Source organism: Streptococcus sp. 2579, assembly GCF_013277195.1.
Classification (GTDB): Bacteria; Bacillota; Bacilli; order Lactobacillales; family Streptococcaceae; genus Streptococcus.
This window is the reverse complement of sequence record NZ_VMMM01000006.1, coordinates 17249-31716: the sequence shown is the minus strand read 5'-3', so window position 1 is coordinate 31716 and position 14468 is coordinate 17249. Positions and strand designations below refer to the sequence as shown.

At 38.5% G+C, this 14468-nt stretch carries 16 protein-coding genes; 6 read left to right on the top strand and 10 right to left on the bottom strand.

What is annotated here, in order from left to right:
• Nucleotides 1–51 precede the first annotated feature (51 nt).
• The 9 genes from HT725_RS03080 to rsmH form a co-directional block, all read right to left on the bottom strand.
• Nucleotides 52–465, bottom strand: a complete 414-nt coding sequence (locus HT725_RS03080; RefSeq protein WP_173226273.1) for a hypothetical protein — start codon at nt 463–465, stop codon at nt 52–54.
• 8 nt (nt 466–473) lie between these two features.
• Entirely contained in the window at nt 474–1454 is a 981-nt protein-coding gene (locus HT725_RS03075; RefSeq protein ID WP_173226271.1) for a hypothetical protein, read from the bottom strand.
• Nucleotides 1455–1467: 13 nt separating this feature from the next.
• The gene (locus tag HT725_RS03070; protein ID WP_016399101.1) at nt 1468–1746 is read right to left on the bottom strand and encodes a hypothetical protein; all 279 of its coding nucleotides are present in this window, start codon (nt 1744–1746) and stop codon (nt 1468–1470) included.
• A complete protein-coding gene (locus HT725_RS03065; protein WP_173226269.1) occupies nt 1746–2192 on the bottom strand; it encodes a hypothetical protein in 447 nt (148 codons plus the stop codon). Before HT725_RS03065 ends, HT725_RS03070 begins: the two co-directional genes overlap by 1 nt.
• A 591-nt stretch (nt 2193–2783) precedes the next feature.
• Nucleotides 2784–4889, bottom strand: a complete 2106-nt coding sequence (locus HT725_RS03060) for an ATP-dependent Clp protease ATP-binding subunit (RefSeq protein ID WP_173253043.1) — start codon at nt 4887–4889, stop codon at nt 2784–2786.
• A 339-nt stretch (nt 4890–5228) separates the two neighbouring features.
• Nucleotides 5229–6209 (bottom strand): phospho-N-acetylmuramoyl-pentapeptide-transferase, encoded by a 981-nt coding sequence (gene mraY / locus HT725_RS03055; protein WP_173253042.1) that lies wholly within the window; start codon nt 6207–6209, stop codon nt 5229–5231.
• A 1-nt stretch (nt 6210) separates the two neighbouring features.
• A complete protein-coding gene (gene pbp2X, locus HT725_RS03050) occupies nt 6211–8463 on the bottom strand; it encodes a penicillin-binding protein PBP2X (RefSeq protein WP_173253041.1) in 2253 nt (750 codons plus the stop codon).
• A 3-nt stretch (nt 8464–8466) separates the two neighbouring features.
• Nucleotides 8467–8784, bottom strand: a complete 318-nt coding sequence (ftsL, locus tag HT725_RS03045) for a cell division protein FtsL (protein WP_000840840.1) — start codon at nt 8782–8784, stop codon at nt 8467–8469.
• Nucleotides 8785–8795: 11 nt separating this feature from the next.
• Entirely contained in the window at nt 8796–9746 is a 951-nt protein-coding gene (gene rsmH / locus HT725_RS03040; RefSeq protein ID WP_173253040.1) for a 16S rRNA (cytosine(1402)-N(4))-methyltransferase RsmH, read from the bottom strand.
• 166 nt (nt 9747–9912) lie between these two features.
• On the opposite strand from rsmH, the gene HT725_RS03035 reads away from it, so the two are divergent.
• Genes HT725_RS03035 through HT725_RS03015 form a run of 6 tightly spaced genes read left to right on the top strand, consistent with a single transcriptional unit; the run spans nt 9913 to nt 12426 of the window.
• A complete protein-coding gene (locus tag HT725_RS03035; RefSeq protein ID WP_001082471.1) occupies nt 9913–10107 on the top strand; it encodes a helix-turn-helix transcriptional regulator in 195 nt (64 codons plus the stop codon).
• Between the two features lie 15 nt (nt 10108–10122).
• Nucleotides 10123–10665 (top strand): DUF3278 domain-containing protein, encoded by a 543-nt coding sequence (locus HT725_RS03030; RefSeq protein WP_173253039.1) that lies wholly within the window; start codon nt 10123–10125, stop codon nt 10663–10665.
• 10 nt (nt 10666–10675) lie between these two features.
• Nucleotides 10676–10990 carry a hypothetical protein gene (locus HT725_RS03025; RefSeq protein WP_173253038.1) on the top strand — a complete coding sequence of 105 codons (315 nt, stop codon included), beginning with the start codon at nt 10676–10678 and terminating at the stop codon, nt 10988–10990.
• 31 nt (nt 10991–11021) lie between these two features.
• The gene (locus HT725_RS10195; protein WP_240149605.1) at nt 11022–11348 is read left to right on the top strand and encodes a hypothetical protein; all 327 of its coding nucleotides are present in this window, start codon (nt 11022–11024) and stop codon (nt 11346–11348) included.
• Between the two features lie 26 nt (nt 11349–11374).
• Nucleotides 11375–11953, top strand: a complete 579-nt coding sequence (locus tag HT725_RS03020; protein WP_173253037.1) for a DUF3278 domain-containing protein — start codon at nt 11375–11377, stop codon at nt 11951–11953.
• Nucleotides 11950–12426, top strand: a complete 477-nt coding sequence (locus HT725_RS03015; protein WP_173253036.1) for a glutathione peroxidase — start codon at nt 11950–11952, stop codon at nt 12424–12426. Before HT725_RS03020 ends, HT725_RS03015 begins: the two co-directional genes overlap by 4 nt.
• Nucleotides 12427–12842: 416 nt before the next feature.
• Here HT725_RS03015 and HT725_RS03010 read toward each other — a convergent pair whose 3' ends face one another.
• Nucleotides 12843–14315, bottom strand: a complete 1473-nt coding sequence (locus HT725_RS03010) for a peptide MFS transporter (protein WP_173253035.1) — start codon at nt 14313–14315, stop codon at nt 12843–12845.
• Nucleotides 14316–14468 lie beyond the last annotated feature (153 nt).

The window sequence follows — 14468 nt, the reverse complement described above, 5'->3', positions numbered from 1 at the left end:
ATCTGAGTATCCAGTGCTTATCTATTACCTTAAAAAACGTGTTACCTCTTACTAGAATGTTAAAAGTACTCTAACGGTTATTGCTAGGATTGTCGCAAATATTGTTGCTCCTAATATCAAAGTAGCACTATCTTTCTCTCCTTTTTCTTTTAGAAGGCGATACATTACTGAGGGGATAACAGCAAAAACAGGGTGCCATACCAATATAGCAAAAACTCCAAGCCATGCATAAAGCTTAATATTTCTAACTGTCAGAAATCCTTTTTCTTCTTTTTTCTGTTCTGTGGGAACTTCACTAGACTTTTTAGTTATGATATAGGTTCCTTCAGATTGATATACCTCTACTATATCCCCTAGTTGTGGTACAAAATTAAAAGAAGTCTGTTCAACTTTTAGCAAAGTTCCATCATCTTTACCTAAATAGATTAGAGTTTCTTCGATTTTAATAACTTTATAAGTATTCATAACCTCTCCTAATTGTCATACATGTAAGCCACCATATAAGGCAGTGTTTTTGTAGCTTTAAAGACCGTTTCATAACTTTGTCTTCCTTGTGCTAGTCCGTACAATGTTATATGGTCATCTTCAGCTATAACTCTATTATTGTACTCCGAAGGAATAGAAACTAAGATAATTTTATCATAGTCATCATTTATAGCTACACGAAGAGTATAGGCTTTCCTATCTTCCATAGCTTGTAAAACTTTCCCATATACTCTTACTTTAGTATTTACGGCTACTTCATCATGATTCCAACTATTATAATCCACTTCACCATAATTTGCTTTATCATTGTCTACAGTAATCTTAGGTTTTGATGGTACTGAGGAAGATGAACTAGGGCTACTCTCTTTAGATGATGAAGGTGTAGTAGAGCTACTTGCCTTTGAAGACGATGAAGAGCTAGAACTATTCTTAGATGACGACGTAGAGGACTTAGAAGTGCTCTGTGATGTAGTCTTCTTTGAATTTGAAGGGGTATTATTTACATACTGAGCAAAAGCAATGGATAAAATAACAGTTAAAATACCTACAATAAAATATTTTATAGAACTTTCTTTATTAACTTCACTCTTCTTAATAGATGAAATAATAATAAATATAAGATTTAATACTATCATCAATACCGAAACTACAAAAAACAATATTGCTGTAGCTTTCAACATGCTTTCTCCCACATAGAAAGCAGCACTTAGGATTATCATAGCCAAAACTACAAATAAAATCAGATTTATCTTGCTAACTAATGATATTTCTTTAGCCTCTGATTTTTTAACTGGGGTACTTTCATTACTTACTTCAACCTTTATAGCAATATCACCATAAACCTCTACATAATCACCCATTTTAGGCTCAAAGTCACAAGATTCAATAGGAATTTCCTTTAAACTTCCATCTTCATAACCTATGTACACTGTGTTCTCAGTTATCTTTAAAATTTTTCCTTTATTCATACTTTACCTTTTATCAGTGAAATTTGTCTTTATCTATCTGGTAAGGTCTTATATCTCCTTGTAGTCTCACTATATAATAATCTTCATATTCAACTACCTGTGAGACTATCCCTGTAACCTTAACAGATTCAAATTCTTCAGTATCTAAATTCTGTTCTACAGTCCAAAAATAGATTTCATCTCCAATTTCAATACGGTTTAGAGAACTTCTACATCCTGACAGCAAAATAAGAAATGTGATTACTAAAAGAAATTTTAATAACCTCTTAGCTTTTCCTAACTGTACTAACATTATTTATTTTGTATTCTAACTCCTGAATACTCTTTATATAGTGATTTTCTATGACTTTTGTTTAATGTATAAGTCATAGTAATAGTTATAGAGTCAACTTTTTTAGTTTTATCACTAGCTGTCCATTGTATCTTGTAAATAGACTTATCTTCAAGACCAATAGCAACAATAGCTTCATTTTCTTTTAATTCATTTTTATCAGCATTGTTTGGGAAATAATACTCCCGCTCACTTTTATTAAATTTGTCAGCGTCTTCTTTGAAATCTATATAACCAAACCCCTCAAAACCAACTAGTTTTTTATCCTTACTTATAGTTATAAGTCCTAAATCTGTATTATAGCTTCCCTCAATCATTTCAATTTTACTTAATTCTTTCTTGCTACAACCAGCCAATACAAAAAGAATAGACAATAATATAACTCCCAATATTTTCTTTTTATTCATAAAAAGCCTCCTGTTTTATATTTATGTTTAAAATATTATTAAACACTACCCTAATTATACCACAAATAAATATACTTTAGTTAATATTTTTTAAATTATTTTTAACTAAAGTAAATAAAAAATATACTCTTAACCTATAAATAGCAAGACTTATCACAGAGGTTAAAGCTATGAGAGTTATTCTACATTCTGTGCCACAAGATACTGAGATGATGGAACTGTTATTGAAGATTCAAAAACACCCACAACATAAGAGGATTGTTCATAAGGTGATGGAAATACTTGATTTAAGCCAAGATAGATAAGCGTAAATAAAAAAAACGAATAAACTAGTTTTCTGAAAATCAGAATTCTGTTTTATTCGCTTTTTTGTTTCATCTATTTATTCTCAGAATTCATAACAAAGAATTCCAAATACTCTTCTAAATTCAAATATCAATCTACATTGCAATATCTTGCCTCAGATTTGTTACTGACTTTGTCAATATTATCTAAAAATGAAGTCACCCCTAGTTCTATTTTGATTTTTCTTGAGTATCAAATCCAAAATCTTTTTACCCAGCCTTTTCTTTTTCTCCTCAAAATTTTCTCTTAGGCTTTTTCTCGAATGACCAAAACACCATCTTCCATATCTGCTTCCAGATGTTTGGCATCTAGATGATCCAAGTGGAAATCTGTCACCTTATCACGAATTTCTTGTTCAACCACGCGACGGAGAGGACGAACACCCATGACTTCGTCATAGCCTTCTTCTGTGATATAGTCTTTAGCCACTTGACTGACTACCAAATCAATGTCTTTCTTAGCCAAGGTTTGGTTGACTTCAGCCAACATCAAGTCCACAATCTTAGAAAGGTCTTCCTTCGTCAAGTGTGAGAACTCGATAACTGCGTTAAAGCGGTTAAGGAATTCTGGACGGAAGAATGGTTTCAAACGATCCATCAATTCTGGTTTATCCGCATCTTCTGTCAAGTTAGCTTCATAGCCAAATCCAGCATTTGATGTCGCAATAATGACAGTGTTCTTGAAGTTCACCGTATTTCCTTGACCATCTGTCAAACGACCATCATCTAGAACTTGGAGGAGAAGGGTAATGACTTGAGGATCAGCCTTTTCAATCTCATCCAAGAGAATGATAGAGTATGGATTGCGACGAACACGTTCTGTCAAGGTATTGCTATTGTCATCATAACCCACATAACCTGCTGTTGTACCGATTAGCTTAGAAACAGCTGTGCGGTCGCTGTATTCAGACATATCCAAACGGATAATCGCATCCTTGGTTCCAAACATATCTAGCGCCAATTGCTTAGCTAACTCAGTCTTACCAACCCCAGTAGGACCTACAAAGAGGAAGCTACCGATTGGACGATTGCCTTCATCAAAACCAGCACGGTTACGACGGATAGCACGAGCTACAGCTTCTACCGCCTTGTCTTGGCCGATCACCTTGTCTTGCAGACGATGAGCCATATCTTTCAAACGTTCGATATCTGAGGCTCCCATTTGTGACACTGGGATACCCGTCATTCGTTCTACAGATTCAGCCACATCGTTGACACTTGCAGTCACCTTCATATCTTCTGTGTGGTTTTCGATTTTCTTTTCTAATTCTGCAATACGTGTTTTATAGTTTAGAGCTGCTTCAAAGTCTTCTGCCTCAACAGCTTTTTCTTGCTTGTCTTTTTCCGCCTCAATTTCCCGTTCAACAGCATGCACATCTGTTACTGGATGTTGAGCTGCCAAGTGAGCAGCCGTTACATCGACAAGGTCAATAGCCTTATCTGGCAAGCTACGTTGAGGAATGTATTGAACAGAATAATCCACTGCTGCTTTCAAGACTTCATCTGGCAAGATGACATTGTGGTGTTGTTGATAGAGATCACGAATTCCTTGAAGAATTTTATATGTATCCTCTGCTGAAGGAGCATTGACCTTCACTTCGTTGAAACGACGAGCAAGAGCGGCATTCTTCAAGATGGTGTTACGGTATTCGTCTTGAGTCGTTGCCCCAATAACGGTCAATTCACCACGAGAGAGAGCCGGCTTGAGAATGTCCGCAAGCCCTTTAGAACCACTGTCTCCACCCGTGCTACCAGCACCAAGAATTTGGTGAATTTCATCAAAGAAGAGAATAATATTTCCTGCTTCTTTCACTTCATTGACTAAATTTTGGACATTTTCTTCAAAGCTACCACGGTATTGAGTACCAGCCTCAAGACCTGAGATATCAATGGAGATAATTTCCTTGTTCTTAATGGCAGCTGGAACATCGCCATTCACAATGGCTTGTGCTAGGCCTTCGACAACGGCTGTCTTACCAACACCTGCATCTCCAACAAGTACAGGATTATTTTTGGTACGGCGTGAAAGGATTTCAGATGTTTCTTGAATTTCCTTGTTTCGTCCGATAACAGGATCCAACTTGCCCTCGCGAGCTTCCGTTGTCAAGTTTCGACCTAGTTTAGCAAGGACACCGTCTTGTTTCATACCTGAAGCCTGTTGTTGCATTGGTCCATCAGCTTCTGCATTTCCTGGCAATTGACCCGTTGCACGATAGTGAGCAAATTCCTCAGGTGTCACTTCACGACCATTAATCAAGTAGCGACGGTTTTCAGAACTGTATCCTCGCATACCACCCATCAATTGGTTAAATAAATCATCCATGTTGTTAAAATTATTAAAGTTGTTGTTCATATTCTTTACCTCTTTTTGTTTACTTAGTTATGATTACTGATATTGACTATCTTTGACCTTTGTTTTAAAAAATTTAGACTAGCTAAATCGCTACTCTACGTACTATTTCTGGTTTTTCTTTTTCAAGCAGGAGTAGACTATCTTTACTTCTGAATATTTCTAGATTAAACATAGACCCCACCTCTTTCTATTTTACTTTAAATAAGTGTTCTAGTAAGGCTTTCATTTACCTTACGTTCATAATATACTACATTAGTCAGAAAAGGTCAAGGATTTTGACTTTAATTGACCAATATTTTTTAAAAAGCAAAAACACCCTGAAACATCAGGGTGCTATTCTTACATCAAATATAAAATTGCTAGGGTCAAAAGACTCGCTAGAAGCCCCACTCCCCAAAAGAAGAAATCAACCTTCCATTCACTCCAAGGATTTCCTTTACCAGAAAATCCTCCAAGCTCAAAATGGTGATGGACAGGCGTCATACGGAAAATACGTTTGCCACCAGTCAGTTTGAAATAACTGACTTGCATCATGACCGAAGTTGTTTCAAAGACATAAACAATTCCAATAATCAAGAGAGTCCATTCTTGGTGGAGGGCCATAGAGATAGCTGCCAGCATTCCACCGAGAGCCAAACTTCCCACATCTCCCATAAAAACCTTAGCAGGCTTATGGTTAAAGACAAAGAAACCAAGCAAACCACCAATCACGGCAAGAATTACTAGAAGAATATCCATCTGACCTTGCACATAGGCAATAACTCCATAGGCAGACAAGCTAATCACAACGGAAATACTAGCTAGACCATCAATTCCGTCTGTCAAGTTTACTGCATTTGAAAAACCGACTAGCCAGAAAAGAGCAAAGAAAATATAGAAAAATCCCAAATGAACTGGATAACCAAATACAGAAAGCATATCGCCACCGCGCTCATAGAAAAGGTAGAAGATAACTCCGCCTAGAAGCTGAAGAGCCAATTTTTGCTTGGGATTTAGCCCCTCATTGATTTTGCGGAAAACCTTGAGAAAGTCGTCCAAAAATCCGACAAGTCCATAAAGGACCAAGATGAACAAAATCATTCCTACATTATTGCTGAATTGGTTACTAAATAGGGCAAAAAAGAAAGCAACCAAAACAGAAGCAATTAAGAAAACCAAACCTCCCATAGTTGGCGTGCCAGCTTTTGCCTGATGCTGTTTGACATCCTCATGCATCTGCTGGCCTGTAATTTGCGCCTTTCTATAAAATTGGATAAAGGCTGGAATTCCTACCAAAGTTAGTAAAAATGTCACAATTCCAGCACTGATGGAAATAAACATATTAGTCTCCTAAAGTTAATGTAATTTTTTTAATGTCCTTGATGGCTGTATTAGCACGAACATCCTGCTTCTGCACAGTAGAGCCTAAACCTTCAAATACAAGTTCTATATTTAACCACTTAGAAAAAGCTTCTGCGGTTGCTTTTGTCCAACCATACATATCTGGAACTTCCTCTGCTTTATCAGATAAGAGGAGAACTTGCTGGTTAGGTGCAAGATCTGTCCCTTCTTCTACAGATGATTCTTTAATCTTTGTTCCTGTTCCTACAACGATTGGTTGCACAATATTGCGACGTAAGGCTTCCGCCAAATCACCGGGTGAAATATCCTTGATGCTAGGCATGGCATAAGCGCTTTGATTGGTTACCTGATCTAACGTTTTAGCGGTAGATTGCAGGTTAAGGGAATCTTTCATAGCCACCGCTCTTTCCAAGATAGGATTGGCAAATTCTCCCAACTGGATACCTGAATAATGTTCAGGTTGTTGAACCGTTACATACAAGATAAAATCAGGATTTTCAGCAGGGTTCATCGATACAGCCGAAAAAATGTAATTGGTCGTACCAACTAAGTAACCTCCATTTTTCTCATCGGCAATCTGGGCTGTACCGGACTTGAGGGCAACATTTTGACCAGGAACAGTTACAGTTGGCTTGCCTGTGCTGTGGTTATGCATGGTTCCATAAACTGGATCTGTTCCTACCAAAACCATGTTGGTTCGAGTTAGACTGGCTGCATCTTTAGAAACAGGATTTCCTACAATCTCTTTTTGAGATTTCCGAACAGATTGGTCATTTGGGTCATACAAGGCACTGATAAATTTAGGTTCTAGCATGACTCCATCATTGGCAATAGCCGTGAAGGCACGAATCATTTGCGTCTGGGTCACTGAAATCCCTTGTCCAAATGAACTCTGAGCAATATTTACGATATTGTCAGCCGGAAGTTGACCTGCATATTCATCCGTCAAACCAAAACGAGTCGGAACACCGAATTTAAAGCGATTTAGATAATCAAGCCAGGTAGCATCTCCCATCTTTTGCTCAAGGAGGGTCATCCCAACGTTACTTGAGAGTGCAAAACCTTGAGAAAAAGTCATCATTCTGCCACCAGTCAATCCTTCATTGACGTCCCAATCTCGAATCGTGACATCTGCAATTTTTAACTCACTACTATTGAAGACTTCTCCTCCTGGAAAGGTATTATTATCAATAGCAGCAGCGAGCGTCATAACCTTCATGGTTGACCCCGGCTCATAGTTACTTTGATAGAGGATATCACGCCAAACAAAGTCCTTGGTAAGTCCTTCCTTAGTATCGGCATCAAAGGTTGGTCTCTGCGTCGTTGCAAGAATCTCCCCCGTTTTAGCACTAACCAAGGTAGCCGTCATATACTTGCCTTTTACTTTTTCTTGAAAGGCATTCATCTGTGTCTCCATGAAGGACTGAAGGGTGCTGGAAATAGTCGTATAAACATCCTTGCCATCTACTGTTTGTTGGGAAACTTGTTCTGTTCCGGGGACAATATTACCCAGACGATCCTTTTCATAGGTAATGATACCGTCTTTCCCTGCAAGAATACTATTCAAGGAACTCTCCATCCCAGAAGTTCCCAGCAAACTCTTGCTGCCATCTTCATTTTCATGGAGCTGAGCTAGTCCGATAAAACTAGAAGCAAATTGTCCGTTTGGGTAACTACGATTGGGACTGGTTGTAAAATCAATCCCCTTGACCTCTGCAGTTTCCAACTCTTTTTTGATAGCCATCATATTGGCATAGGTAATCCCATTGCCCTTCGAACCAAAGGAAACTTGCTTGAGATTAGGTTGCGAGAGTTGCTCTCTTACATAGGATTCTTCCATGTCCAGATACTTATGAAAGACCTCTGCCACCTTGTTAAATTGTGTTTTTTCTACGTAGAGAATCTTACCCGTTGCTGACTTATAGTTCTCATCAATGACCGCATAGACATTATAAGATGTCGCATCCTCAGCAATCGGGACTCCATTTCGGTCATAAATAGTCCCACGTTTGGCAGGAACTGTACGGGTGGTTTGATGAACCTTCTTAGCTTCCTTCGCTAAATCTGTTCCAAAGCGAGTGCCCGTCCCAATAATGACTGCAAAATTGACTAAAAAAACGGCAAAAACAAAGACAGATAATAAACTCAGACTTTTTCCAACTCTGCGTCTGTTTTCAGCCGGCGATTTCCGATTTTTGGTCGCATAACGGATTACTTTTTTTGTCCACTTCATATCTTACTCCGCTATTCGAATATTTTCATTGTTTAATTGCAAATCGTGTGAATTGGCAATTTCTTTCAAACGTTCTGCACGTAATAGTTCATTGACCTCTTGCTTGGCATCGTCCAATTCGGTCTTCTTTTCCTCTATTTGCGCATTGATTTTTGTCAAATCATTCTGCACTTGCAAGAGCTTGGTCTGCATAAAAATAATACTAATGGCTACAATAAGAGTGGTTACAGCAATGGAAAAGTAAAAAGCTTTTTCCACACGCGAAAACCGTTTAAGTTGCATCTGTAGTATTTGACCTGTTTTTTCCATTCTTTCTGCCATCTTTTTTCCTCTTACTTGTGAATTTTTCTGGCCACGCGCAACTTGGCTGAGTGCGAGCGGTTATTGGCTTCTAATTCTTCTGCACTTGGCAAGATTGGCTTACGGGATACCAATTCCATCTTGGGCTTGAGATCATCTGGGATGAAAGGCAAGCCTTTTGGAACTTCAACTGTTGAAGCTTCCTTGAATAACTGCTTGGTCAAGCGGTCTTCCAAGGAATGAAAGGTAATCACTGAAATCCTACCATCCAGAGCCAACATATCCATAGCCTGCTGGATGGACTCATCTGCCGCTCCCAGTTCATCATTGACTTCAATTCGGATAGCCTGGAAAATCTGCTTAGCAGGATGACCCTTCTTCTTGAGTTCCTTGGCAGGTTTGGCCGACTTGATAATCTCTGCTAACTCAGTCGTAGTCTCGATTGACTTGACTTCCCGAGCTTGTTCAATCTTACGCGCAATCTGTTTAGAGAATTTGTCCTCGCCATACTTGAAGAAAATACGAACCAAGTCATGATAGTCATAGTGATTCACCACTTCATAGGCTGTCAGACTAGCATCCTGATTCATCCGCATGTCCAGTGGCGCATCCTTTTTATAAGAAAAACCACGCTCACGCTGGTCCAATTGAGGACTAGACACTCCCAAGTCATAACAAATTCCATCAATTTCTTGAACACCAGCTTCGCGCAAACGTGCCTGTAAATGACGGAAGTTATCCTTGATAAAGGTCACCATTCCCTTCTCAATGTAGGGTGCCAAGCGTTTTTGCGCATTGTCAATGGCATTCTGGTCCTGATCAAAGGCATAGAGATGGCCCTTTTCACTTAATTTACTTAATAAATACTCGCTATGGCCTGCTCCACCCAAAGTCGCGTCAACGTAGATACCGTCAGGTTTTACGTCGAGCATATCAATCGTTTCGTGGAGCAAGACCGTTACATGATGAAATTCTTTTGTCATATCCTATCTATTTTACCACAAATCCGACCAGCTTGCACTAGTCAGACAAATAGGCCAAAAACAAGTAAGATTTCTTTAAGAAATATGTCAAATATGCTTGACATTCACTCTATAGAAGAATATAATGTAGTCAAATATATGCGACACAAATTAGAAAGGAGACCAGATGAATCGTGTGAAAGAATTTCGCAAGGAATTGGGTATTTCCCAGCTCGAGCTAGCCAAGGATATCGGTGTCTCGAGACAAACCATCAATATGATTGAAAACGACAAGTACAATCCAACCCTGGAACTCTGTCTCAATCTCGCCCGCAGCCTCCAAACTGACCTCAACAGTCTCTTTTGGGAGGATAATTTTTAAAAAAGGAGCCAACTTATGAAAAAAGAAACCTTCACTGAAAAACTGATCAAGCGCACATACGGTATTTCTGATCCCCTTGACGAATACAAACGACGCGAGGCTGATCGTATCGGCAATCAAGTCTTTATCTTCCTCTTTTATCTGATGATTTTCGGCAATCTTATTCCGCTCGTTCTGGCCTATAAATATCCTCAACTAGTGGCTCTAGTCTATCCTCCTCTAATTTTAGTGATTGCCCTCATTGCTGCTGGCTATCTCACCTACCAAATGCAAAAAACAGGGATTACAACTATTGAACCAGATATGCTGAGTGAGAAAGAAAGTAAGCAACTACACTACCCAGGTCTTAAAGCAGGTTTGTTCTTTGGTCTATGGATGTTTTTTATAACTCCTCTTCTCAGTATACTCATAGGTGAAAGTCAGGACTATTTTCATTCTCTCCTCACTATAAGAAATGGTGTATCAAGCATTCTCGGTTCTATCTTCTTCGGAGCAAGCATACAGTTCTTCATCTCCCGTCGCATTGCAAAAGCCAAGAAAAATCAAGATGAGAACTAGGAGGTGCCCTATGAAAAAAGAAAAGAAACAATCACGTTATCCTGGTCTGAAAGCAGGTTCGATTTATGGAACAGTGATATTTTTTATAATTCCACTAACAAGTGAAAATCCAAATTTTATCACTTCTCTTCTAAATACAAAACATATTTTTAAAACTATACTGGGAGCTTTCTTTTTCGGAGTGATGATGCATATTGTCGACTCACTTCGTATTGCAAAAGCTAATACTCTTCGAAAATCAAATTCAAACCGCGTCAACGTCGCCTTGCCGTACTCAAGTACAGCCTGCGGCGAGTTTCCTAGTTTGCTCTTTGATTTTCATTGAGTATAAAAAAGACCAGGATTAGGAGGTACCTATGAAATCATTACTAACTTTACTTACCTATCATCTTTTGTTCAGTTCTCTGCTCATCTTCATCATCATTTCAGGGAACTTGCCAATCAGAGAGATATTCCTCGTGCTAGTCTTTATTCCAGCACTTAACAAAGGACTGACTTATCTAAAGATTGACTCCCCAAAAACGCGCATACTCAACTTAGCACTATACTTTATAATTCTATCTTTTCCACAACTGATGCTCATCTCAAGCGGTTGGAAATATTATTTACTGTTCACTATCGCTATCCTTTCTTCTATCACTTATCTTTATTATCTCTATCAACTCGTAAAAGAAAGTCAGTAAAACCACTCATTTAGGAGGTTACTAACATGAAAAAAGAAGACTTCACCACTCGCCTACTTCGAAATCTCTTTCACATTCAGGGCCCTTTTGATGAATGCCGACAAGAGATTATCTACAAGGCTTGTGCCCGTTCTATGGTTCAAATCGTTTATTCTTCCTTCTTTCTCTTCTTGTTTTATCTGTTATTTGGACGCTTCATAGAGGCCGTTCGCTATGCCATGCCCTACGTTTACACTGGACTCATTTTTTTCATTACTTTAAAAACTCAAAGAGCCGTCAAAGAACTCCATCTGGAAAAAGATGACAAGTCAGAAATCATCCTCAAAACCTACAGCAAAGCCCAAATCAAATTTCGAAGCTGGGTTGTGTTTATCGGTCTTCAGATTGTCCTCTTTACCCTACTCATCTTTCATAAAGTCTTCGTTCAGCAGATGTCCCTTCCAGATTTTGTGAAATTGCTCATGCAATTTGATAAAAGTGATCCTTTCCTGATGTATGGCCTGATTATCGGTAGTATTTTCGGAACCCTGACATACGGATTTCTATCATTACAGGAGGAGAAAACTCCTAAAAATACCAAACAGAAGGAGAAAAGCAAGCAATGACTTCACTATACGATTTTTCAGTCTTGAACCAAGACAAGCAAGAAACTCCACTAAATGCCTATCGTGGGAAGGTTCTTTTGGTTGTCAATACTGCTACCGGATGTGGTTTAACGCCCCAGTACCAGGGACTTCAAGAACTCTATGACCGCTATGAAAAACAAGGCTTTGAGATTTTAGACTTCCCTTGCAATCAGTTTATGGGACAAGCACCAGGCAGCGCAGAGGAAATCAACGCCTTCTGTAGCCTACACTATCAAACCACTTTCCCACGTTTTGCCAAGATCAAGGTCAACGGTAAGGAGGCAGATCCCCTCTATGTGTGGTTAAAAGACCAGAAATCTGGCCCACTAGGAAAACGAATCGAATGGAATTTCGCTAAGTTTCTCATTGGTCGTGATGGGCAGGTCTTTGAACGCTTCTCTTCAAAAACAGACCCCAAACAAATTGAAGAGGTCATACGAACCCTACTATAATTTCACAATCTCACTATGATTAGGTTTCCTTTAACCTGATGAATAGTGAGATTTTTTGATTGGCTTTGACTTATACTCTTCGAAAATCTCTTCAAACCGCGTCAACGTCGCCTTGCCATATGTATGGTTACTGACTTCGTCAGTTTCATCTACAACCTCAAAACAGTGTTTTGAGCTGACTTCGTCAGTTTCATCNNACAGTGTTTTGAGCAGCCTGAGGCTAGTTTCCTAGTTTGCTCTTTGATTTTCATTGAGTATTAAATAGAACAAATGAATAAATGTCTACTAGGAATATCATAAACATCATGAATTTTCATCAAACAAAAAGGACTTAGCTCTATGCAATACAGAACTAAATCCTTTGAATAAATAATTGATCTAACTTTTAGAATCCCTACAGAAATTCCAGTTTTTCTCTATTTGATACCAGACATTAGTTTTTCAATACGCGGAACGTAGAAGAGTAAGATAATACTGAATACAATCGTAATTCCTCCAACAATTCCATAGTAAGCGACTTCAGTTTCGCTTGTATAAAATTTTACAATTTGAGCATTGATAGCTTGGGCAGCTGCATTACTCAAGAACCAGATAGACATCATTTGTGCTTGGAAAGATTTTGGTGCTAGCTTAGTAGTGACTGATAGACCAATAGGCGAAATCAACATTTCCCCCACAATCACAATAGCCCAACTCATAATCAACCAGAAAGGACTGACCTTAACATCTGTCCCAAAGAACATCCCTGGTAACATCATCCACAAGAAGGATAAACCTGCTGCTAATAAACCGTAAGCAAATTTCTTAGAAGAGGACGGTTGCTTTTTACCCATTTTCCCCCACAACCATGCAAAAATCGGCACATAAATCATAATGAAAAGTGGATTGATACTTTGGAAAAAGCTAGATGGGAAATGAATCTGATTCCCAAATACATTAAAGTAAAGTCGAGTTTGATCATCCGCAAATAGAGCGAGAACAACAGACCCCTGCTCCTCAATAGACCAGAAGAGTACTCCAGCGATAAATAAAGGAATGTAGGCAAATACTCGGGATCTCTCAGTAGCAGTTATTTTCTGACTAGATAAAATTTTAAAGAAATAGTAGATTGGAATGATTACCGCAATTACTGTAAAGATATTAACAATCATATCCACGTTAAACTGGTGAGTAAAGACTAAACCTATAACCACAAGAATAACCATGACAAGTGTAATCAGCAAGCGTTTAATCAAGGTCTGCCGGTCCTTCTGTGAAAGTGGATCAGTAGGGTAAAGACTTGATTCAGGCAGGTATTTCTTCCCATCTAAAACATACTTCACCAGACCAAAGAACATCCCAATGGCAGCTAATGAGAAACCTAGATGGAAATTGACTTCCTGACCTAGATAACCTACTAAATAAGGGGCAACGAAGGCACCTAAGTTAATACCAAAGACAAAGATACTAAAACCTGCATCCCGTCTATCATCCTCTTTCTCATAAATTCCCCCCACCATATCTGAGATATTGGGTTTTAAAAATCCAGTTCCAAAGATAATCAAGGCAATAGAAAGATAGAGAGCCACTTGTCCAAAAGGTGTTGCCAAAGCAATATGCCCTAGCATAATCAGAATCCCACCGTAAAAGACAGTCTTACGGCTTCCTAAAATACGGTCACTGACAAAACCACCAATAACCGAGGACAAAAATACCAGCGAGCCATAAATCGCCATAACCGATGCAGCTGTGGTCTTATCCATCCCCAACCCACCATCTTGCACACTATAGTACATATAGTAAAGTAGGATAGCTCGCATCCCATAGTAAGAAAAGCGTTCCCACATCTCTGTAAAGAAGAGGGTGGACAAGCCCATAGGATGTCCAAAAAATGTTTTCTGTTTTTCCATATATACTCTCCTTAAAAATATAATAACTTATTTTACAGAATTTTCAAACGAATGTCAAACAAATTATGTTTATTTTAGAAAATTTTCTGAAAAAATCACACGTCTCATACTTAATTCCACCATAAAAATCCATTTCAGACTAACTTCCACTTC